The following is a 21,453-nucleotide window of genomic DNA, read 5'->3' as shown; positions in this document are numbered from 1 at the left end:
CACCGCTTATCGAATAAATTGGTTAATGCTCAACATTGTATTGGTGAAAAACTCCAATATTTGTCTTCCTATATGTGGTCCAAAAATAAGCAACCCTAAAAAAACAGCCAGTATTTTGGGTACAAATGCTAGTGTCTGTTCTTGAATGGATGTTATTGTTTGGAATACACTCACCAGCAGTCCCACTGTCAAAGCTGTTAATAATAGTGGCAATGCTGACAATATCGTAGTAAATACTGCTTCTCTCGCAAAATCAGTAATCATCTCGGCTGACATAATAAACCCCTTTCTCAATAGAACGATTCAACAAGTTGCTTGATTATTAATGTCCATCCATCCGCTGCAACAAACAGCAATAGTTTAAAAGGTAAAGAAATCATAACCGGCGGCAACATCATCATCCCCATTGACATTAGGGTTGATGCTACAACCATATCCACAATAATAAATGGAATATAAATCATAAACCCAATGATAAACGCTGTACGTAACTCGCTGATAATAAATGCTGGAATCAAAACTTCTGTAGGTATGTCTTCATAGGATTCAATCGCATCGACTTCAGCAATACTCAAAAATAAATTCAAGTCTTTATCATTGACTTGCCCCATCATAAATTCACGCAACGGATCTATTCCACGTTCTATTGCCTCCTGTTGACTTATCTCTCCTGCCGAATAAGGCACAAGCGCATTCTCATTAATTTCTGTCATCACTGGAGACATGATAAAAAATGTTATAAATAATGCCAATCCAATTAAAATCTGGTTAGGCGGCGTCTGCTGGGTTCCCAACGCACTACGTATAAAATGTAAAACAACGATAATACGTGTAAATGACGTCATCATAATTAAGATTGATGGCGCCAATGCAATAATTGTCAAAATAAAAAGTATCTGCAAACTACTTACAACATCACTCGGCTCTTCTGCTGCAGATAAATTTAAATCTACAGAAAAAGGAATCGGTGTTTGTTGGGCATCAACCGCCATGATTGATGTCATGGAAAAGTTGTACCATACAAGCGCAAATACTATAAATATTAATATCGGTCTATATTTACTTATCATTTGTTTCATCGTTCTCGTCTCCACAATCCTTAACATCCTTTTCTTTATCCGTCTTATATTTTTCAAGAATTTGTTGGAAAGGGAGTATTTTCTGCTTTTGATTGTCGTCGAGTAATACCAATTCTTCTTTTGTTAATGTCAAAACAGTCTCAATATGTTGCTTTGTGACGCTAACGACAACATATTGAGTTCCAATCCGAATTAACTCAAGATATTTCGACTGCCCTAAGGAAATGACTTCTATAATCTCAAGATTTTTATTCGTCCTAGTACCTTTTTGAACACGCGCAATGACATACGTGACATAGTAAGCCGCTATTATAATAATCAAAAAGAGTATCAATAAAAACAGCATCTCTAACGAATCACGTTCTCCCAATACAAGTAAACCTACATTCGTCATAGAGCACTATCCAATGACTTTTGATACAGCTTCAATAACCCGTTCTGCTTGGAATGGTTTTACAATAAAGTCTTTTGCTCCCGCTTGAATCGATTCAATTACCATTGCCTGTTGTCCCATTGCCGAACACATAATTATGTCTGCATTACTTTTGATTCCACGAATAGCTTTTACCGCTTCAATCCCATCCATTTCCGGCATAGTTATATCCATAATCACTAAGTCTGGAGATAACTCTGAAAATTTTTCAACTGCTTTCACTCCATTTTCAGCTTCTCCAACAACATTATATCCATTTTTTCCTAAAATATCTTTGATCATCATTCGCATAAAGGCTGCGTCATCAACAATTAGTATATTTTTTCCCGCCATTTTATCGCTCCTTATCAATGTAGTATTTGTTTATCATTATAGCATATATCCTATCATTAAGCATACATTTTTTGTTTTCGCCAACATTTTTGTGAAGAATTGACGACAATTCCTTCACGTCCATGTATTCTTATTAAAGGATTGTTTTTCCCTTCATAATTTCTGTCACACGGATACTAAAGTTTTCATCAATAACAACCACTTCACCTTTTGCAACAATTTTACCATTTACAAGAACATCAACCGGTTCTCCTGAAAGCTTATTCAACTCTATAATTGTTCCTGGGGCAAATTCAAGAATATCCTTTATCGATCGATGTGTACGTCCAAGCTCAACTGTAACTTCAAGTTGAACATCCATAATCAAATCGATATTTTCCTTCTGCTGCATTACACTACCAACATCAAATTGTTGAAATTGTGCTTGTTGTACTTCGATATTTCTATTTGGCATTCCTTGATTTTGCATAGGCATATTTTGATTCCCCATATTGGCATAGTTCATCGCTGGTTGCTGCGGTTGTACTTGAGGTTGTGGCTGAATCGGTGGTGGTGCTACTTGTGGAGTCGCTTGTCCTGATGTAGCCTCTTGAGGCTGAGCAGTCCCCGCCGCTTTTTCAACAACTTCTTCATTTGTATTCATAAATTCTTTGTAGATATCTTGCGCAAAGTCGATAGGATAAAGTTGCATGATCTCACTATCAACCAAATCCCCTATCTGAAGCCGAAAGGATACTTGAATAAATGTCTCCGTCAAGAATTCTGCTACTTCAATTGGATCAAAAGTTTCATTTAAATTAATATGCGATGATGAAGGTGGCTGTATATCAATTTTTTTCTTAAACATTGAGGACATAGAGGTTGCAGCTGAACCAATCATTTGATTCATTGCTTCTCCTATTGCACTTAAGTGTAAGTCATTAATTTCTTCATCTGGTGATAATCCATCTCCACCCATCATTAAATCTGCAATAATTTTAACATCATTTTCTTTTAGAATAAGTAAATTTGTTCCTTCTAATCCCTCTTTATAAACAATTTGAACTGCAACACATGGTGTTTCATATTGTTCAGTAAACTCTTCCCACTGAAGCGTTTTTACCTTTGGTGTCGTAATTAACACCTTTTGATTCACCAATGAATAAAGAGTTGTTGCTGCTGTTCCCATGCTTATATTCGACACTTCACCTATTGCATCTTTTTCTTCTTCTGATACAGACACATGTGAGCTTGTATTGGACGAATCCGAATCATCTGAATCCAAACCATTTAACAACGCATTTATTTCTTCTTGAGATAACATATCATCCATCTAATCGTCCTCCTCTCTTAAAACTTTTGATATTTTAACCGCACTATTTTTATCAAACACACCTGGATTTCCTTTGAATTTTTTAATATTTCCCACCAAAATATCAATTTCATCTGTTACCTTGGCATCAAGCTTAATTACATCTCCATATTGCAGGTTAATAAAATCATCGACACTAATATGGCTTCTTCCAAGTACTGCACTAATTGGTATTTGGGTCTTTGAAATTTGTCGCTCAATAATATCCGAATATGTTTCTTCATCTGTATCTTGCAAAGATGAAAACCAATATTTCGTATTTAACTTATCCATGATCGGTTCAACACTCATGTAGGGTATACATACATTTAATAGTCCTTCAACTTTACCTATTCGAAGATTAAGCGTGATTAATGCAATAATTTCATTCGGTGCAATAATCTGCGCAAACTGAGAGTTGGTTTCAATCTGTTCAAGCCTAGGATCTATCTCCACAACATTTTTCCATGGATCAATTAATTGCTCTACGAGAATGTTCATAATTTTTTCAATAATTGCTAACTCTATTTCAGAAAAATCTCTTGCTTTATCAAGCGCATCTCCCTTGCCCCCTAATAAGCGATCTACAATTGAATACCCAATATCAATACTCATATCAAGAACCACATTACCTTTTAACGGGTAAAAGTCAACGATGCCTAAAAGAATAGGGTTTGATAATGCATTAGAAAACTCTGAATACGCGACTGCCTCTGAGTTGATTACATCAACTTGACATGAGTTTCGCATGTAGGCAGGTAACGTCGTTGATACAAGTCTTGCATAATGTTCAAAAATAATTTCTAATGTCCGTAAGTGCTCTTTTGCAAATTTACTCGGTCGAGCAAAGTCATAATCTTTAACTTGCTTTTCTTTGGAGTTCGACTTATATTCTTCAACGTCTAGCTCCCCGGTATTTAATGCATTAAGCAACTGGTCTATCTCATTTTGAGATAACACCTCACCCATATCCTCACCTCCTGCCAAATTTATTTAATGGTTTATTATTCGCTTACAATCAAATTATTAAAATACACATCTGCAACGGCTTCATTTCCTATGAGCTCATGAAGTTTTAAAACAATTTCTTGTTTTAATTCTTCTTGCTTAGATATGTCTTTATAATAAGACAAGTCTTTACTTACAAGAATTGAATAAATACGATCACGAATAATTCGCCCCTGGCTTTTTAATACTTCACGTGATTCTTCAGCACCTTTGTTCTTTGTGTCAAGCGCAACGCCAACTTTTAAAACCACATTTGCATTCTTTCCAGTTTCCTCATTCATCAATTTCAATATAAACTGCTCATCTTCATCGTCTTCACCAAGGCTGACTTCTTCAAGTTGTGATAACGGAATGACAACCTCACCATTTTCATCCATTTTAGTTTCAGGGTTCAATGTGGAGCGAATACTCCCGACTTGAATTAAAACAATAATCATAATCACAAGTATAATTCCAGTTAAAGCGGCGTTAATGATTGGTAAAAGTTTACTCATATTTGTTCTCCATTCTTTTTCTATTTATTCCAACGTTTCAGTATTAGGTGTCTCTTGAGCTCCTTGTATAACAGTTTCTTCTTCTACTGAGTCACCTATAAGAATTTCATCAGAATCTAATACTACTTTAATTTCGACCCGACGGTTTTGTGCCCGCCCTTCAAGGGTTTCATTCGTTGCAATGGGTCGATATTCTCCATAGCCAGTCGCAGCGACTTTTTCAGGATCAAAATCATGAGCTTCCAATAATTCTTCTAAAACTGCATATGCACGATATGAGGATAAAATCCAGTTATTTGGAAACTGCGCATTATTTATATTTAAGTTATCTGTGTGCCCTTCAATCTGAATGTCATACGCATTGTATTGTTGTTCTTTTAGTATCGTTGCAATAACTTCTATTGCACTTACTGCTTCAGATCTAAGATTTGCTTTTCCACTGTCAAACAAAAATTCACCTTGTAATGTCATCTTAACATAATTCGATGTGTATGATATTGCTACGACATCTGCATTATATCCTTCGTTACGAATTTGTTCTTCAATCTCTTGTGCAATCTTACCTGCACGAATAAACTCTTCTGTATTTTCTTCAAGACTGTCTACATCTTCATCTATATCTGTATCTTGGTCTTCTGGTAACGTGTTATCTTGATTTTGATTCAAGTTCATATTTCCTTGAATAATGATTTGAATATCACTCAGTTGCGACACTCCATTATTAAGCAACTCTCCATCTGTTAACGCTTCACCACCAGGCAATACATCAATTTGGTCAGCAAATGAACTCATTGCTGCTTTGAATTTTGCTATATCAACACTTGACATGGAAAACAGAAGGACAAAGAAGCATAACAATAATGTCACCATGTCTCCATACGTTGACATCCATGCCGGTGATCCTTTAGGTCCATCATCCGTATGTTGTTTTCTAGCCATGATTATTCACCTTCGCTTTCTCCTTCAGCGCTTTGATCAGATAATGATGCTCGAAGTACTGGTGATAAGAACGCTTTTAGTTTTTCTTCAATCACACGTGGATTTTCTCCCGCTTGAATGGATAACAGTCCTTCAATCATAACTTCTTTCATCAATAGTTCCTCATTGCTTCGAACAGATAGCTTTCCAGCAAAAGGTATACATATAAAGTTCGCTAATATAGAACCATACATCGTTGTCAGGAGGGCAACAGCCATTGCCGGTCCTATCGCTGATGGGTCGCTTAGACTTCCAAGCATATTAATTAACCCAATAAGGGTTCCAATCATCCCCCATGCAGGCGCCAAGGCTCCCATTTGGTTCCACACGCCTTGTACATCTCTATGACGTGTCTCAATAAAAGTTAATTCTGTCTCCAATATACTTCGAACCAATTCAGGATCTGTTCCGTCAACAATCAATAGAACGCCCTTTTTCAAGAAATCATCCTCGATAGTTTCTGCCGCCTCTTCAAGGGCCAACAAACCTTCTTTTCTTGCCACATTTGACAAGCGAATAATTTCTTTGATTACTTCTCCTTCATTCATCAAGACAACTTTAAAAGCAATTGCTGATGCTTTTAACGCTCCGACGAATTTATTCATAGGAAAGTTAATCATCGTTGAAGCAATTGTTCCACCAATTGTAATCATTACCGAAGGCACATTCCAAAAGTCAGCAATTCCACCAACACCCTTATCTACTATGATAGAAAAGAGAAAGAAGAAGACCCCCAAAACTAATCCGATTATAGTTGCTAAATCCACTATTTCCACCTCGCGTCAAGTATTCTTGTCAGTCCGTAATAAACCCATCTTGTCTAGCTATTTGTTTACTCTTCATGACTTTTTCATATATTTCATTCATTGACTCTGTGACAACTAATTTTTTTCCTGTTGTCAAGGTAATTACCGTATCCGGTGTTTCTTCAACTTGCTCAATTAAATCATTATTTAACAAAATCTTTTGATGGTTAAATTTTGTGATATAAATCATATTGACACACCTTCAATCCATAGTTATTTGTGGTGCCAGTCATCAGCTGACACCACAATCACCTTATTTTATCATTATCTCTTCAAGTTGACAAGCTCTTGCAACATTTCATCTGAGGAAGTAATAATCCTTGAATTTGCCTGGAAACCACGTTGTGTTGTGATCATTTCAGTAAATTCTGTTGATAAATCAACATTGGACATCTCAAGTACTCCAGAGTTGATAACGCCTCCATTGGAGGTAATATCAATCCCGATACCATTAAAGCTTCCTGAGTTACTGGTTGCTGAGAATAAATTATTCCCTTCTTTTTTTAGCCCTGCAGGGTTATCAAAATCCGCAATTGCAATTTGGCCTAATAACTTCGTAGCCCCATTGGTATATTGTCCAAGGATTTTTCCGTCACCACTAATTTCATATCCTGAAATCGTTCCTGCCGGATTCCCTGAATCAAGTCCATCTTTGTCTCCTGCTCTTGCTTCAACAGTTGTATTTCCAGAGAACATTGTAAGTGTACTAAAATCCACTTCAATTTCTGAAAAATCAGAGCTTGGTGTATCTAATCCAGTAATATCAAATGTCGCCGGATCATTCGTGATTTTTCCTGTTGTTTCATCAAAGGTAATGGTAACTGCACCAGTGGCTGCACCAATAATTGAGTCACCATTTTCATTCGTAACATCTGTCATGGTAATATCATATTCATTCGGTGTCCCTGTTTCTTGAACGAGCATCTCAGCTGTGTATGGATAACCGAGTGAATCATAAATAGTCATTGTAAACGGAACGCCCCCTTCTGCTGGGTCTAGCTGTGGGTCGTTCATGTTAATGTTACCTCCGATAATTGCTTTAGAGGTCATCTCAGGCTCTGAAAATATATTATCCGTGCTTAATATACGTAAAGGTTGAACTTTTTCTTTTTGAATTTCTCCGTCATTTCCGACACCCCATCCCATAAGGTTTAGACCGCCTGAACTAACTAAATTTCCTACTGAATCAATGGTAAAGGCTCCAGCACGAGTAAATTTATTCCCTGTTACATCTCCAACAACGAAGAATCCGTTACCTTCAATTTTTAAGTCCAGTGGGTTATCTGTACGTTGAGATGCCCCTTCTGTCATATTCACATCAATTGAGCCCAGTGAAGCACCTAATCCAATTTGGATAGGGTTAGTTCCACCTTTATTTGCATTAGCGCCTGAAGCCCCTTGAACTGTTTGCGAAAAGATCTCACTAAACAGCGCACGACTTGACTTAAATCCTACAGTGTTAACATTGGCAATATTATTACCAATTACATCCATCTTTGTCTGGTGAATACGCAATCCCGAAACACCAGAGTACATTGATCGCATCATAATTTATTGACCTCCTAAGTCAACGGACTTTACCCGGCATTCTATCAATCAGTCAAGAATGCTTTGCTTCCTTAATTAAGGTCCAGCTACAGTAATAAAGCACCGTCAATATTTGTAAAAACGTGTTCTTTGCTTTCATCTTTATTCAAAGCAGTCACTACCGTTGCATTTTCAACATTTACAATCAATGCAACATCATCAACAAGCATTAAGGATTCCTTAACCCCTTTATTTCTAGCACTTTCCAATCCGTTTTGCAAACGTTCTATTTGGTTAGCACTGAAGTTGATACGTCTTGACTCTAAACGCATACTTGCATGCTTTGAAAATTTTAATTCATTCTTTTGATCCAACTGTTGATTAAGAATTTTTTGGAACTCACCCTGACCAATTTGACGTCCAGTAGGTTTCACTGCATTTGTCTGGGTTACTTGTCCTAACTGTTGAATCGATTTTGCCATTTGATTATTAATAATCATAGGATCAACTCCTATTCTACTATATTTTCTTCACTGCCATCGCCTGTGTCTGTTCCATCGCCTGTATCCGTTCCATCACCTGTATCGGTTCCATCACCAGCATCAGGATCTTCTTCTCCAAGCAACTTTCTTAATAACGCTTCAATTTCTTCAATTTTAGCTCCACTTGCTTCAATAGCTTCAATCATTGCAACTGTTTCACTTCCAAAGTCACTAATAACTGTTGATACGCTACTTAACTCAATTTCTTGTTCACCAACTACCAAATACGGAACTCCATTTTTCAGGTTAACTGCATCTACAATTCCAAGAACTTCTGTTTGTTTTCCTGATGTATTGTTTATAGCTACACCTTTGACGTATTTGTCAATTAAACTATTGGCTTGTGACAACTGTACCGTTGTATTTAAGTTTTTCATTTGTTCAAGTGAAGAGAATTGAGCCATTTGAGCTAAAAAATCTTCATTGCTTGTTGGTTCCAACGGATCTTGGTATTTCATCTGAGTAACTAGCAGATTTAAGAATGCATCTTTACCCAAAAAATCATTGGATTGCGTTGAGGCCACTTCTTTTTGTCCATATTTATCCAGCATTTGCTGTACTGCGTCTACTGCCGCCATACATTCACCTCCTAGGCTTGAAACTCAATTGAACTCATTTCAGTATCTATATGACTTGCTTGTTCTAAGCCATCGTTTTCCTCTAATTGTTCATTGAGCATTTGCTCCACCCGGTTAATCCGTGTGTGTCGTTTTTTGTTTTGAGACATTGTCTGTTGAAAATTCTGTGTATCACGTTCACTATCTTTCCCGGCAAAAAAAGCTTTTGAATCGCCTACAACAATTTTCACATCTCGAAGATCAATACCTTGCGCTTCAAGTTGTTGTTTTAAAATGGGTACATTTTTTTCAATCAAACTCTTTACCGCCTCTGATTCAGCAATAAATTGTCCTGTCATGACGCCATTTTCTTTTGAAATATTCACCGCAATTTTCCCTAAATTTTCAGGTTGTAACTGAAGTATAATGTCTTGTTTACCCTGTGTAACTTCTACTTTTAAACCTGTAACAATCTGGTCAAACACATCTTTTGTTGTAACTTCCGTGTAAACCGTTCTTAGTTCACCATTCATAACTAACGTTTCAACTTTTTCCGTCACCACTTGATTTAATGTTGTTTCAAATCCTGAAGGCATTGCATTCTTATCTTCAGTCCCTGTCGCAACCAATGGTTTGTCAAGCTCTTTTGAACTAAATAATTCCGATGATTCTTCTTTGGAAAAATTCATATCTGACTGTTTGGTCTCCGGTTGCACTTCGCTAACAGTTTCAGGATTAAGAACAATTTGCTCTTTACTTTGATCTGTCATTTGTACACCCTGTTCGCTTAACCACTGCTTAAGTTCCATAAATGGTTTGGAAAACTCTTCCATCAACGAAGCTACTTGCTTATATTGGGTCATTGCTCCCTCAGTCGTTAATACTTCTGTTGAAGAATCTAATCCCATCTGAGCTGTCATAAACTTCATCAGTTGATTACTATCAAACAAGTCCTCAATTTTCATGTCAAGTTGTTCTAACGTTGCTTGAATCTCATCAATAGACACATTCATTAAATCGGCAATGGCTTGCATGATTTCTAATGAAATGGTATCCATCTGCTCAATACCTTTTAATAGAGCGCTTTCATCAAGCACTTCTACTTCCTTGATATCTGCTTTCGTCTCCAAGTTCGCATTGTCACCCACGACACTTTCTTCGTTCTCTACAACTCTTGCCTCAAGAGATTGGGTTGTTCGCTCGTTTGGGCGTTCATACCGCTTTAATTCTTGCTCTCTTGTGGGCTTTTGCGTATCATTAGAACGTGTAATGCCTTCTTGAGTTTTTTGAATGACGTCTTTAAATTTTGTCCCGCTTGTACTTTGCTCTGAACGATTCACATAATGTCCTTCATTAAATGTCTGTGTGTTTAACATGTTTGCTACGAAGTTCATAGCAATACTATTCATTTATTCCCTCCTTTGCCTTATTCTTCGGGATAAAGATAGGTTGTAATCCTAGCGGCAACGCTTGTATCCATTGCTGCTAATATCTTTCCCGCTTGTTCTGCATCTAGGTTTTTAATGATTGTAGCCACCATCGCTAAACGTGTTGTACTCATTTCAGATAAAATCGCTGCAGCATTTGCCGGTTTCATAGAATCATAGGTTGTAATAAGCTGATGCAGCTGCTCACTGTCAACTTTTTCTTCTACCATTTCTTCATAGATCTTGGCTGCATTGTCTGGATTCATCTTTTCATACCACGTTGGATAGCTTTCAGAATCAAATTGTTCAACAATAAAACGATCAAACTCTGATTTTTCCTTATCAAACTCTAAGTAGCGGTCTTCAAAGGTCTTGAGACGTTTATTTTCATTTTGAAGTTGATTAATTTGCTCAATAAGTGTTTCGGCTTCTTCCTCCTTTTCCTTAAGTAAATTTTCTGTTACTTTTAATATTTCTACAACTTCTTCAAAAGATTGGTAGCCTTCATCTGTAAGTGTTTCACCGTCTGTTTCACTAGGCATCTTTGGAAGAATGAACGTAGCTCCTGGAATATTTTGAATCTTCGGTCCTATGACCTTGGTTCCAAGTGATCCGACATCAAATTTAAGAAGCGCGACAAAAATACCGAATAGAATTAACAAGAGTACTCCAACTAAAATTAAGATACTGCCTATCTTTCCTCCACTCTTTTTCTGTGATATCTCTTCTGCCATAACCTGCCTCCTAATTATGAATTCCTATATTTATAACTTACGATTTCATCAAGCTGTTTTGCTTCATCAATTTTTTCTTGTTCAATGTATGCCTCATAAGCTTTTTCTTTAAGACTTTCAAAGATTTTTCTCTCTTGCAAGGCTTTTTTCAACACGTCTTTTGCTTGTTCTACTTTAGCCTCAAGACTTTGTATTTCTTTTTTTTGTTCATTGATTGATTCATGATAATATCGAATCCGCTCATGCGCACTTTTTATTTCAAGATGATGGACACGTCCACTGCCTATTTTTATTTTAAAGTCTTCATTTGCCTCATATAGATGAACTTCCATCGATTCTAAGCGCAGACGCCCCTCATTTAATGCTTGCATAGCTTTGCCAAGTTCTAATTGTTTTTGTTTTTCCAATTTCTTTTTCACTTGAAGTATTTTTTCCATCGAAAAATGAAATTTAGCCATGTATCTTCACCTATCATTCGCTTGTTCGATTCGAATAGATATTTTCCAATGCTTGTTTGACCTGGTCAATACTAAATTGCTCATCAACCTTTTGTTGCAAAAAATTATTAATTGCTTTTATGTTATTAATCGCTTCATCAATTTCCGGGTTGCTTCCCCTTGAATAGGCTCCAATATTAATTAAATCTTCTGATTCTCGATATGTAGCTACTATTGAAGTTAAATAATTCGCATATTCTTTATGCTCCGGCGTTACCACTTCTGTCATTACCCTAGACACACTTTGTAATATATCAATAGCCGGATAATGATTTTTATTAGCTAGTCGCCGCGAAAGAACAATATGTCCATCAAGGATTCCACGTGCGGCGTCTGTTATGGGTTCATTCATGTCATCTCCATCAACTAGCACTGTATATAACGCTGTGATTGAGCCACAGTCAGAATTTCCGGTTCGTTCAAGCAACTTTGGCATCACGCTAAAAACAGAAGGCGTATACCCCCGACTAACGGGTGGTTCTCCAACAGCCAAGCCAATTTCACGTTGTGCCATAGAAAAACGCGTCAATGAATCCATCATCAATAATACATTTTTGCCTTGATCTCGGAAAAATTCTGCTATCGCCGTCGCAGTCTTAGCCGCTTTTTGACGCTCCATTGCCGGTTTATCCGATGTTGCTACAACTAAGACAGAACGTTTTAATCCTTCTTCTCCCAAATCACGTTCAATAAACTCACGAACTTCACGTCCCCGTTCACCTATGAGCGCAATCACATTAATGTCTGCTTTTGTATTTTTAGCTATCATCCCAAGCAAGGTGCTTTTTCCCACGCCACTTCCGGCAAAAATCCCAATTCTTTGTCCTTCACCGACAGTTAGCATTCCATCAATAGCTTTAACTCCCAGCGGTAAAATGTTTTTTATGCGATCACGTTTTAATGGATCCGGTGCTTCATTTTCTATTGTATATTGTTCTTCTGTATATAGCGGTCCTTTTTCATCAATTGGTTTTCCAAGACCATCTAATATACGTCCCAATAGTTGATTAGACACTGAAACTTTTAATGGATGTCCTATGGATTCAACATGACTTCCTGGACCTATACCTTCCATATCATCCAAGGGCATTAACAAAATTCGATTATCTTTGAATCCGACAACTTCAGCTAATACTTTTTTATGATTCTTCACCGAAGTAATCATACACGCATCACCGACAGAAACCTGGGGTCCTAAAGATTCAATTGTCAATCCGACGATTTTTACGACACGTCCCATTTGCTTTACATAGGATTTAGTCATCAGCTTTTCATATTTATTGAAATCAATTTCCGGCATTTGTTCCATCACCTTCCAAACTGTCGCGGATTAACCGAAGTTCTTGTAAAAGCGACTCCATCTGCGTCCCTAATGAACAATCAATACTTCCCATATTGGTTTCAATAACACACTCATTTTTCTCTAACTGTTGGTCCAGAAGGATTTCCACGTCAATTTTTTCGCTTAACCCCTCTGTTAGTTTTGCTTTGTGCTCAAGCACCTCATCAATATCTACTGCCGAAACTTTGATAACTAAATCTCCATGCAAATCTAGTTCATTCATTCCACTACGAATCAAATGTAGAATAGTTCCTTGACTTACACTTTGGGTTCCAACAAGTTTTTGAACAAGGGCATCAATAATATGGAGCATCTTCGGTTCAAGGCGCTCGGTTCTTTCTGCCAGTTCTTTTTCCATCTGTTCCTGCAAATGCTCAGCTTCTTGATGCAGCACACTGCGTTCTTGTTCTAACTTATGCATACATTCTTCTTGACTTTGCTTTTTACCTTCAGCATAACCTAACGCATAACCTTTTTCATACCCCTCGTCATAGCCTTCTTGCTGCCCTAATTCAAAGCCCTTTTCGTATGCCTCTTGTTTTACTTGATGCTTAATTTCTTCTAAGTTTTCTTGGTTGTCTTCAAGTATTTCTTCTGCTTCTCTATCGACAGCTTTCACTGAACTTTGCAAGATTTTAGGGTCATTATTTAATATAACCTTTATCTCTTTTTTTTGTTCTGTAAAAGAAACAAAACTAGATTTAACGATTTTAGACAATGATCTCGTCACCTCCACCACGGCTAATGACTATCTCACCACTATCTTCAAGCTTACGAATAATATTCACAATTTTTTGTTGCGACTCTTCAACATCCTTTAATCGAACAGGTCCCATATATTCCATTTCTTCTCGAATCATTGTTCCTAAACGTTTAGACAAGTTATTAAAGATAACATTTTGAACTTCTTCTGCCGACCCTTTAAGGGCGATTCCCAAGTCATTATTATCCACTTCCCTAAGAACACGTTGAATCGATCTATCATCAAGAGATAAAATATCTTCAAAGACAAACATTTTCTTGCGAATTTCTTCTGCTAAATCTGCGTCTTCAATTTCAAGAGTTTCCATGATATGTTTTTCTGTACTTCGATCAACCGAGTTGAGTATTTGAACAATCGCATCGACACCACCCACAATAGTGTAGTCTTGGGTTACGAGGGAAGAAAGCTTTCTCTCTAAAATGTCTTCAACATCTTTTATAACATCTGGTGACGTTCTGTCCATCGAGGCAATTCGTCGTGCAACATCTGCTTGTTTTTCCTGCGGCAGCGCTGCTAATATCATTGAAGCTTGTGCCGCACTCAAATAGGATAAAATCAAAGCAATTGTTTGATTATGTTCATCTTGAATAAAGTTTAACAATTGACTTGGCTCTGTTTTACGGATAAATTCAAACGGCCGCACCTGTAATGATGACGTCAATCGTCCGATAACTTCCATTGCTTTATCCGAACCTAAAGCTTTTTCTAATAAGTCCTTGGCATAACCAATACCACCTTCTGCAATATATTGTTGAGCTATACAAATCTCGTAAAACTCATTGATAATATTGTCCTTTACTTCTGGACTTACACTTCGTGTATTAGCAATCTCTAATGTTAACTGTTCAATCTCTTCTTCTTTTAAATGCTTAAAGATTTGCGAAGATTTTTCTGGACCTAAAGCAATTAATAAGATCGCCGCTTTCTGTATTCCTTTATACTCAGCCATTGCATCACTCCCAATCTTCATTTAACCAATTGCGTAATAACAAGGCTACCGCATCTGGATTATTGTCTACAAAATTCTCAATTTCAACTCTTGCCTCACTTTTTCCATCAAACTCAATCGCCTCTAAATCTGAAGTTTGACGTGTCGAAGCTAACATCTCTTCAACGGATAATTCAGGCTCTATTTCTTTAATTTCTACTGGCTCTGTTCCTTTATATACCGCATAGCCAAGAAGTAAAATCATCAATACAATAATTCCAATTAATAAGTAATCACTCATATTGGATTCTTCTGCTTCACGATCAATAAACTTAGGAACCTCATATGCCAATACCATAACATTATCTACATTACTCGCCATTCGAATCATTTCGACAATATCTTCGTCGACTTCTTCAATTTTAGTTCGTCCCTGTTGAGTAATGTCATATTTGAACTGTTCCCATGTTCTGCCTTGTAAAATACCATCTTCTTGATTTTCCAGCATCATTTGGTCGTATATACGATACTTTGTTAAAGAAACCGATACTGTGGAGTCATCATACTTCACTCCACCTATAGCTTTTACTGCAGTCGCCACTTCTGTGTCGTATGTATAGACAACATTTCGCTCTTCAATGGTTACCGTTGATTCGTTACCATCAGCTATCATCGTATCTGTCACACCATTAGCATCCGTTCCCGGCGCTCCTGCGGTGCTTGCATTGGTCGATTCTTCTGCATAAGTATTATCTTCTACTACAATCCCTGTATTACTACCATCTTGAGTACTATGACGCTCCGTCACTTGCTCAAGTTCATCAAAATCAATCACTAAGTCAACCGTTACCATAGCATCATCATATTCCCCAGCCGATAGCAATATTGAACGTACATTACTTTTGACCATGAGTTCTTTTTGCATCTCATATTCTGTTCTTGATGAAATATTACCGATACTGTCTGTCACTGTTTGCCCATCAAACAATAACCTTCCCGTCGAGTCAATGACTGTCACGTTATCCAAAGAAAGATTATCAACGCCTGTAGCAACAAGCTTTGCAATACTCTCAACACTTCCACTTGCCAGCTTTTCATTCGTTGTAATGAGTATACTTGCTTTAGATTCTTTTGCATCATCTAAAATCGTTCGATCTGATTCCGGCATAACAAGTTCGACTTCTGCTTGCTCCACTCCGTCGATCAACTCAATGGTATTCGCCAAACTTGTTTTTAAAAATTCTTTTCGTTTAAGTGCACGCTCTGACTCTGTTGTCATAATTGAACTTTCAAATAAATCATCATACGTCAGTTCATTACCTGATAAAATCCCAATTTCTGCCAAAGCCAACGTTGCATCCCGTGTAGAACCTTGTTCAACATACACGCTTCTTGCATCTTCACCGACTTGATTGTTAATTCCAGATGCCGTTAATGTCTCAACAATAACATTCACCTGTGAAGGTTCCAAATCACCTTGCAACAATTCATATTTAGGTCGGTTTAAAAACACAACAAGAACAACTAGCGCAATTATACCAATTGCAATAGTTGTGGCCATCTGTATTTTTTGTTTCGTTGAATATTTATTCCAAAATTCTGTTAATTGATTTGATATCCGATTCAAAAACTCGGGCATTTCTTACACCTCATTGAATTTATTTATATTTGCATTCGCATGATTTCATTATATGCTTCTAAGACTTTGTCCCTAATTTGAACCGTATATTGAAGAGCAACTGTCGCCTTATCATTGGCAATCATAACTTCATGAATATTATCACTATCTCCTATTGCAAAACTCAACGCAGATTGTTCTGCTTGTTTTTGCAAGGTATTCGTTTCATTTACCATATTAATAGCCGAGTGATAAATATCCGAAAAAATTGTTGCATCTGCTTGTTTTTGTTGCAATCCCACTTTTGGAAGTCCACCTACCAAATTATTAATACTTTGTATATCCATATTCTCACCTCAAATTATCTGCCGATTTCTAACGCTTTAGCTGCCATTGCCTTTGTTGCATTAAACGCTGTAATATTTGCTTCGTATGAGCGATTAGCAGATATCAGATTCGTCATTTCTTCAACCACATTAACATTTGGCATCTCCACATATCCCTTCTCATTTGCATCTGGGTGTGAAGGATCATAAACTTGTGTTAATGGTGAATTATCTTCGATAATTTGTCGTACTTTTACTCCACCCGTATTTGTTTGACTTCCTCTTTGCATATATCGATTTAAATGCGAGCGAAAATTCTTCCCGTCATTTAATTCTTGAAACACAACTGTTTTTCTTCGATACGCTTCCCCATCATTTCCCTTTGTCGTATTAACATTGGCAATATTTTGTGAAATTGTATCCATTCGTAAACGTTGTGCTGTCATTCCTGTTGCACTTACATTCATAGAATCAAAAAAAGACATCCCCTTACTCCTTTCGCTTTAATCTATCATACATTGTATCAGTTAATTGTTAAGAACACAACCGCTTTTTTGTAAAAAGTAAATAAAATTTACTTTTTACAAAAAGAAGAAGAGATTCTATATCTCTTCTTATATTTTTGCAATTTCATCTTTTAAAATACTATTTAAAATTTTAATATATGTACCTTTCATTCCCAAAGACCTCGACTCTATTACACCGGCACTTTCAAATTTTCGAAGGGCATTGACGATAACGCTTCGCGTAATCCCTACACGGTCTGCAACCTTAGACGCAACCAAGATACCTTCATTTCCATCGAGTTCCTCAAAAATATGCTTAATTGCCTCTTGCTCAGAAAAGGACAATGTTCCAACTGCTGATTTTACAATATTGCTCTTTCGTATCTCTTCTGAATTTTCTTCATTAATCGAGCGCATAATTTCTAATCCGACTACCGTTGAACCATATTCTGCTAGAATAATATCTTCAATATCATAAAATGTATGTAAACGATACATCACCAGCGTCCCCAAACGTTCCCCTGCTATATCAATAGGAGCAACCATTCCAATATATCCTTGTTCTGTATATATTTTCTTTATTCCCAATGTTAGAAAATTAATATTTTCCTTTGTTGATAAAATATTTAATAGCCGTTCATTCAGCTGCAAATCAATTATTTCCTCATTCTCGGATATTTGCAACTCTTCAATAGGTTCAATCGTTTGTTTCGAATACTGTGCTAATAACTTCCCCTTTTTACTAAGTACCAATACAGTTGAATCTAAAATGTCACTCATCACTTCACAAATATCTTGAAAAACCACTCGCTCCGTTCCAGTTTTTTGTAATAGCTTGTTGATTTTTCGGGTGCGGTCTAATAGTTCAACACTCACTACTTTTTCCTCCTACTTAGAATTTCGCTACACGCTTAAACATTATTATATCTTAATCCAGAATAGAAGACAAGGAAATTGTAGACAAATTTCACACATCTTCCGGGTCTTCTTCCTTTTTTTCTTGAATGTTCTTACAAGTTTCATTAATGCATAATAATTTCTTGCCTTTTTCAACCATCATGCTACCACACAATTCACATTTCTCAGTCGAAGGTTTATTCCATGACATAAACTCACATTCAGGATTGTTTTCACACCCATAATATCTACGTCCTTTTTTTGTCTTTTTAATCAAGACATCTCCTTCACACCGAGGACATTGAACATCATCAACCTTTTCCAATAAAGGCTTCGTATTGCGACATTCCGGGAAACCTGGACATGCTAAGAATTTACCGTATCTTCCCATTTTAATTACCATATTACGTCCACAAAGTTCACATGGGATATCTGTTTCTTCATCGCGAATCTCTATTTTACTAACTTCCTCTTCTGCTGTTTCGACCAATTTTTCAAAGCCCGGATAAAATTCTCTTAAAACATGCTTCCACGGAATATCTCCGTCTTCAACCTGATCCAGTTCTTTTTCTAAGTTGGCTGTAAAATCAACATTAATGACATCATTAAAATATCCTTTTAAGATTTCATAGACTATCTCGCCTAATTCTGTCGGGAACAATTTTTTCTGTTCTTTCCCCACATATCCCCTGGCCAGAATCGTTGAAATCGTTGGTGCATATGTACTAGGTCTTCCTACACCATTTTCTTCAAGTGTTTTGACTAACGCGGCTTCTGTGTATCTTGCCGGCGGTTGTGTAAAATGTTGAATTCCTTCAACAGATTCCATAGAAAGCTTTGTATCTGTATTAATCTCTAATTGTTTTTTTGCCACAGCATCTTGGTCATCATCGTCATGTTTATATACTTTTAAAAATCCATCAAATTTTATGGTTTGCACATTTGTTCTAAACTGATAATCTTGTATATACATTGTAATACGTTGACGATTATAAATTGCAGGTTTCATCCTTGAAGCCACAAACCGCGTCCAAATCAGCTGATACAAACGATATTGGTCTCTAGACAAAGACGCCTTAATGGACAAGGGCTCAAGTTCTGTATATGTTGGGCGTATAGCTTCATGCGCATCTTGTGCCGCTTCATTTTTTTTCACAGCAATCGGCTTACTATTGACGTATTCTTCCCCATAATTTTGTTGAATAAAATCAACGGCTTCATTATGCGCCTGCGTAGCAATACGTGTAGAGTCTGTACGTAAATATGTAATGAGACCTGTTGTCCCGCGCCCTGGAATATCAACCCCTTCATACAGCTGTTGTGCAATACGCATTGTTTTTGATGTTGTAAAGTTCAATTTTTTTGATGCTTCTTGCTGTAAGGTACTTGTTGTAAAGGGTAAGTTAGGCTTACGTATCCGATCTGAATTCTTAATATCTTCAATGGATACGGGTTGATTATTAATATTCTCTAGAATCTTATCGACTTGCTCTTTATTTGAAAGCGCTATCTTACCTTCCTTGTTTCCATAGAAAGCCGCAACAAAAGATTCTTTGACACCTTTTGCTTTGATCGTTGCATCAATCGTCCAATATTCTTCCGGAATAAACTGCTCAATCATTTTTTCCCGCTGACATATCAACTTAAGCGCAACCGATTGTACTCGTCCTGCACTTAAACCTTTTTTGACTTTCTTCCATAATAAAGGGCTAATCTTATATCCAACAATTCTATCTAATATTCGACGGGCTTGCTGTGCATCAACAAGATCCATATCAATTGTTCTGGCTGCTTTAATTGAACCTTTTACTGCCTCTTTTGTAATTTCATTAAATGTAATCCGATATATCTTTTCATTTAGCGGAGATAAAACATTATATAAATGCCAAGAGATTGCTTCACCCTCTCGGTCAGGGTCAGTTGCCAAATATACTTTTGTTGATTTCTTGGCTTCTTTTTTTAATTTTGCCAAGAGTTCACCTTTTCCACGAATTGTTATATATTTTGGTTCAAAATCATTTTCAGGATCTACCCCTAGCTGACTTTTTGGCAGATCACGTACATGCCCCATCGATGCTTCAATTTTATAATTTGAACCCAAAAACTTTTTAATCGTTTTTGCTTTTGCAGGGGACTCAACAATAACTAAGTTCTTTGCCATTCTAAACCTCCAAACGTGTATAATAACACCCTGATTTTTTTTCAATAAATCCTTTCAGCTCGAGCTTCAAAAGAATCATCATTATTTCGTCCTGTCTTAACATGCACTCGTTGCTTTTTTGTCCATGTAGTTGCTGAAGGATTTGTTCCATATGAACAGGGTCGTAACTTATACAAGAATATACTATTTTCTCTATTTCTTCAAGTTTTTTTTCCGAATCCTCTTTTTGTCCTACTTGTTTTTGCACATATTCACTCAATTCATTAAGTACATCATCGACATCAAAGACCGCCTTCGCTCCTTGTTTGATTAATGCATTTGACCCTTCACTTAATGTATCAAACAATCGTCCCGGAACAGAGAACACTTCTCTTCCTTGTTCTAATGCAAAATCTGATGTAATTAAAGATCCGCTTTTTTTAGCTGCCTCAATAACGATGACACCTTCGCTTATTCCACTAATAATCCGATTGCGTTTTGGAAACATATATGGCTCTACTTTTCTTCCATAGGGTTCTTCAGATAAAACACTACCCATCTGTTGAATCTCGTTAAAGTATTTCTCATGACGTTTTGGATAGCATGCATGTAATCCTCCCCCTAAAACCGCTGTTGTATTATAACCTTCTTCTATACATCCAATATGTGCATTGACATCAATTCCGTATGCTAAACCACTGACAATGTTTATTCCAAAACATGCCAATTCTTTCGCAAAGTACCTAGCCATTGCCTTTCCGTAGTCACTTGCTCTTCGCGATCCTACAATACCAATCGCCGGTTTAGAAAAATCCACTTTTCCTTTTGCATAAAGCACAATTGGACAATCATCTATTTCACGCAAGCGTTTGGGAAATATCTCTTGATCCGGTGTTAAAACCTGCACATTTTTTTTAGAGATTTTTTCATAATATTTTTCAACCTCTGTAATTTTATCTTTGTAGCGCTCCCATTCCTGCGCATCATGATTTCGGATAAATCCAGATCCTAATGTCCCTTCAATCGACTGAAAAAAATCAACAATTTCAGCTCTCGGCATCTGGTAAATTTTCTCAATCGACGCGTATTTTTTGTACAAATACCAAGCACCTCTAGGTGTAATCCCGGGTGCTTGACTTAACCAAATGTTATATATTTTCTTATTCATACCTCTCCCTCACGAACGAC

The 21,453-nt window shown here is 36.8% G+C and carries 25 protein-coding genes; all 25 read right to left on the bottom strand.

Annotated features, from left to right (window positions below):
- Nucleotides 1–6: 6 nt before the first annotated feature.
- Nucleotides 7–276, bottom strand: coding sequence for a flagellar biosynthesis protein FliQ (fliQ, locus tag QBE53_07265; protein ID WZL82902.1), 270 nt, complete (start codon nt 274–276; stop codon nt 7–9).
- 14 nt (nt 277–290) lie between these two features.
- Nucleotides 291–1,079 (bottom strand): flagellar type III secretion system pore protein FliP, encoded by a 789-nt coding sequence (gene fliP, locus QBE53_07260; protein ID WZL82901.1) that lies wholly within the window; start codon nt 1,077–1,079, stop codon nt 291–293.
- On the bottom strand, nt 1,060–1,473 hold the full coding sequence (locus tag QBE53_07255) for a flagellar biosynthetic protein FliO (GenBank protein ID WZL82900.1): 414 nt from the start codon (nt 1,471–1,473) through the stop codon (nt 1,060–1,062). The genes fliP and QBE53_07255 overlap by 20 nt, the downstream gene beginning before the upstream one ends.
- A 6-nt stretch (nt 1,474–1,479) precedes the next feature.
- Entirely contained in the window at nt 1,480–1,845 is a 366-nt protein-coding gene (locus QBE53_07250; GenBank protein WZL82899.1) for a response regulator, read from the bottom strand.
- Between the two features lie 133 nt (nt 1,846–1,978).
- Complete coding sequence (gene fliY, locus QBE53_07245) at nt 1,979–3,157, bottom strand: flagellar motor switch phosphatase FliY (GenBank protein WZL82898.1); 1,179 nt, start codon at nt 3,155–3,157, stop codon at nt 1,979–1,981.
- A complete protein-coding gene (fliM, locus tag QBE53_07240; GenBank protein WZL82897.1) occupies nt 3,158–4,144 on the bottom strand; it encodes a flagellar motor switch protein FliM in 987 nt (328 codons plus the stop codon).
- A gap of 35 nt (nt 4,145–4,179) precedes the next feature.
- A complete protein-coding gene (locus tag QBE53_07235) occupies nt 4,180–4,677 on the bottom strand; it encodes a flagellar basal body-associated FliL family protein (protein ID WZL82896.1) in 498 nt (165 codons plus the stop codon).
- A 24-nt stretch (nt 4,678–4,701) separates the two neighbouring features.
- On the bottom strand, nt 4,702–5,616 hold the full coding sequence (locus QBE53_07230) for a flagellar motor protein MotB (GenBank protein ID WZL82895.1): 915 nt from the start codon (nt 5,614–5,616) through the stop codon (nt 4,702–4,704).
- 2 nt (nt 5,617–5,618) lie between these two features.
- Entirely contained in the window at nt 5,619–6,422 is an 804-nt protein-coding gene (locus QBE53_07225) for a MotA/TolQ/ExbB proton channel family protein (protein ID WZL82894.1), read from the bottom strand.
- Between the two features lie 28 nt (nt 6,423–6,450).
- Nucleotides 6,451–6,651: a flagellar FlbD family protein gene (locus QBE53_07220; GenBank protein ID WZL82893.1), complete on the bottom strand. Its 201-nt coding sequence runs from the start codon at nt 6,649–6,651 to the stop codon at nt 6,451–6,453.
- A 74-nt stretch (nt 6,652–6,725) separates the two neighbouring features.
- On the bottom strand, nt 6,726–8,009 hold the full coding sequence (locus QBE53_07215; GenBank protein ID WZL82892.1) for a flagellar hook protein FlgE: 1,284 nt from the start codon (nt 8,007–8,009) through the stop codon (nt 6,726–6,728).
- A gap of 86 nt (nt 8,010–8,095) precedes the next feature.
- Nucleotides 8,096–8,488, bottom strand: a complete 393-nt coding sequence (locus tag QBE53_07210) for a TIGR02530 family flagellar biosynthesis protein (GenBank protein WZL82891.1) — start codon at nt 8,486–8,488, stop codon at nt 8,096–8,098.
- 11 nt (nt 8,489–8,499) lie between these two features.
- The gene (locus QBE53_07205; protein WZL82890.1) at nt 8,500–9,108 is read right to left on the bottom strand and encodes a flagellar hook capping FlgD N-terminal domain-containing protein; all 609 of its coding nucleotides are present in this window, start codon (nt 9,106–9,108) and stop codon (nt 8,500–8,502) included.
- 11 nt (nt 9,109–9,119) lie between these two features.
- Nucleotides 9,120–10,496 (bottom strand): flagellar hook-length control protein FliK, encoded by a 1,377-nt coding sequence (locus tag QBE53_07200; protein ID WZL82889.1) that lies wholly within the window; start codon nt 10,494–10,496, stop codon nt 9,120–9,122.
- 17 nt (nt 10,497–10,513) lie between these two features.
- Nucleotides 10,514–11,248 carry a hypothetical protein gene (locus QBE53_07195; protein WZL82888.1) on the bottom strand — a complete coding sequence of 245 codons (735 nt, stop codon included), beginning with the start codon at nt 11,246–11,248 and terminating at the stop codon, nt 10,514–10,516.
- A 14-nt stretch (nt 11,249–11,262) separates the two neighbouring features.
- Nucleotides 11,263–11,706: a flagellar export protein FliJ gene (gene fliJ / locus QBE53_07190; protein WZL82887.1), complete on the bottom strand. Its 444-nt coding sequence runs from the start codon at nt 11,704–11,706 to the stop codon at nt 11,263–11,265.
- 13 nt (nt 11,707–11,719) lie between these two features.
- Complete coding sequence (fliI, locus tag QBE53_07185; protein ID WZL82886.1) at nt 11,720–13,045, bottom strand: flagellar protein export ATPase FliI; 1,326 nt, start codon at nt 13,043–13,045, stop codon at nt 11,720–11,722.
- Nucleotides 13,032–13,805: a FliH/SctL family protein gene (locus QBE53_07180; GenBank protein WZL82885.1), complete on the bottom strand. Its 774-nt coding sequence runs from the start codon at nt 13,803–13,805 to the stop codon at nt 13,032–13,034. The genes fliI and QBE53_07180 overlap by 14 nt, the downstream gene beginning before the upstream one ends.
- The gene (gene fliG, locus QBE53_07175; protein ID WZL82884.1) at nt 13,798–14,799 is read right to left on the bottom strand and encodes a flagellar motor switch protein FliG; all 1,002 of its coding nucleotides are present in this window, start codon (nt 14,797–14,799) and stop codon (nt 13,798–13,800) included. The genes QBE53_07180 and fliG overlap by 8 nt, the downstream gene beginning before the upstream one ends.
- Nucleotides 14,800–14,803: 4 nt before the next feature.
- Nucleotides 14,804–16,417, bottom strand: coding sequence for a flagellar basal-body MS-ring/collar protein FliF (gene fliF / locus QBE53_07170; protein ID WZL82883.1), 1,614 nt, complete (start codon nt 16,415–16,417; stop codon nt 14,804–14,806).
- 23 nt (nt 16,418–16,440) lie between these two features.
- The gene (gene fliE, locus QBE53_07165) at nt 16,441–16,743 is read right to left on the bottom strand and encodes a flagellar hook-basal body complex protein FliE (GenBank protein ID WZL82882.1); all 303 of its coding nucleotides are present in this window, start codon (nt 16,741–16,743) and stop codon (nt 16,441–16,443) included.
- A 14-nt stretch (nt 16,744–16,757) separates the two neighbouring features.
- Nucleotides 16,758–17,207, bottom strand: a complete 450-nt coding sequence (gene flgC, locus QBE53_07160) for a flagellar basal body rod protein FlgC (protein WZL82881.1) — start codon at nt 17,205–17,207, stop codon at nt 16,758–16,760.
- 129 nt (nt 17,208–17,336) lie between these two features.
- Entirely contained in the window at nt 17,337–18,104 is a 768-nt protein-coding gene (codY, locus tag QBE53_07155; protein WZL82880.1) for a GTP-sensing pleiotropic transcriptional regulator CodY, read from the bottom strand.
- A gap of 91 nt (nt 18,105–18,195) precedes the next feature.
- Nucleotides 18,196–20,286 (bottom strand): type I DNA topoisomerase, encoded by a 2,091-nt coding sequence (gene topA / locus QBE53_07150; protein WZL82879.1) that lies wholly within the window; start codon nt 20,284–20,286, stop codon nt 18,196–18,198.
- Nucleotide 20,287: 1 nt separating this feature from the next.
- Nucleotides 20,288–21,433, bottom strand: a complete 1,146-nt coding sequence (dprA, locus tag QBE53_07145; protein WZL82878.1) for a DNA-processing protein DprA — start codon at nt 21,431–21,433, stop codon at nt 20,288–20,290.
- Nucleotides 21,434–21,453: the final 20 nt, after the last annotated feature.

The sequence above is a fragment of the Vallitaleaceae bacterium 9-2 genome (assembly GCA_038396585.1).
In the GTDB taxonomy this organism is placed as follows: Bacteria; Bacillota; Clostridia; order Lachnospirales; family Vallitaleaceae; genus UBA1351.
The sequence above is the reverse complement of the archived record's forward strand: the minus strand, read 5'-3'. Positions and strand labels throughout refer to the sequence as shown.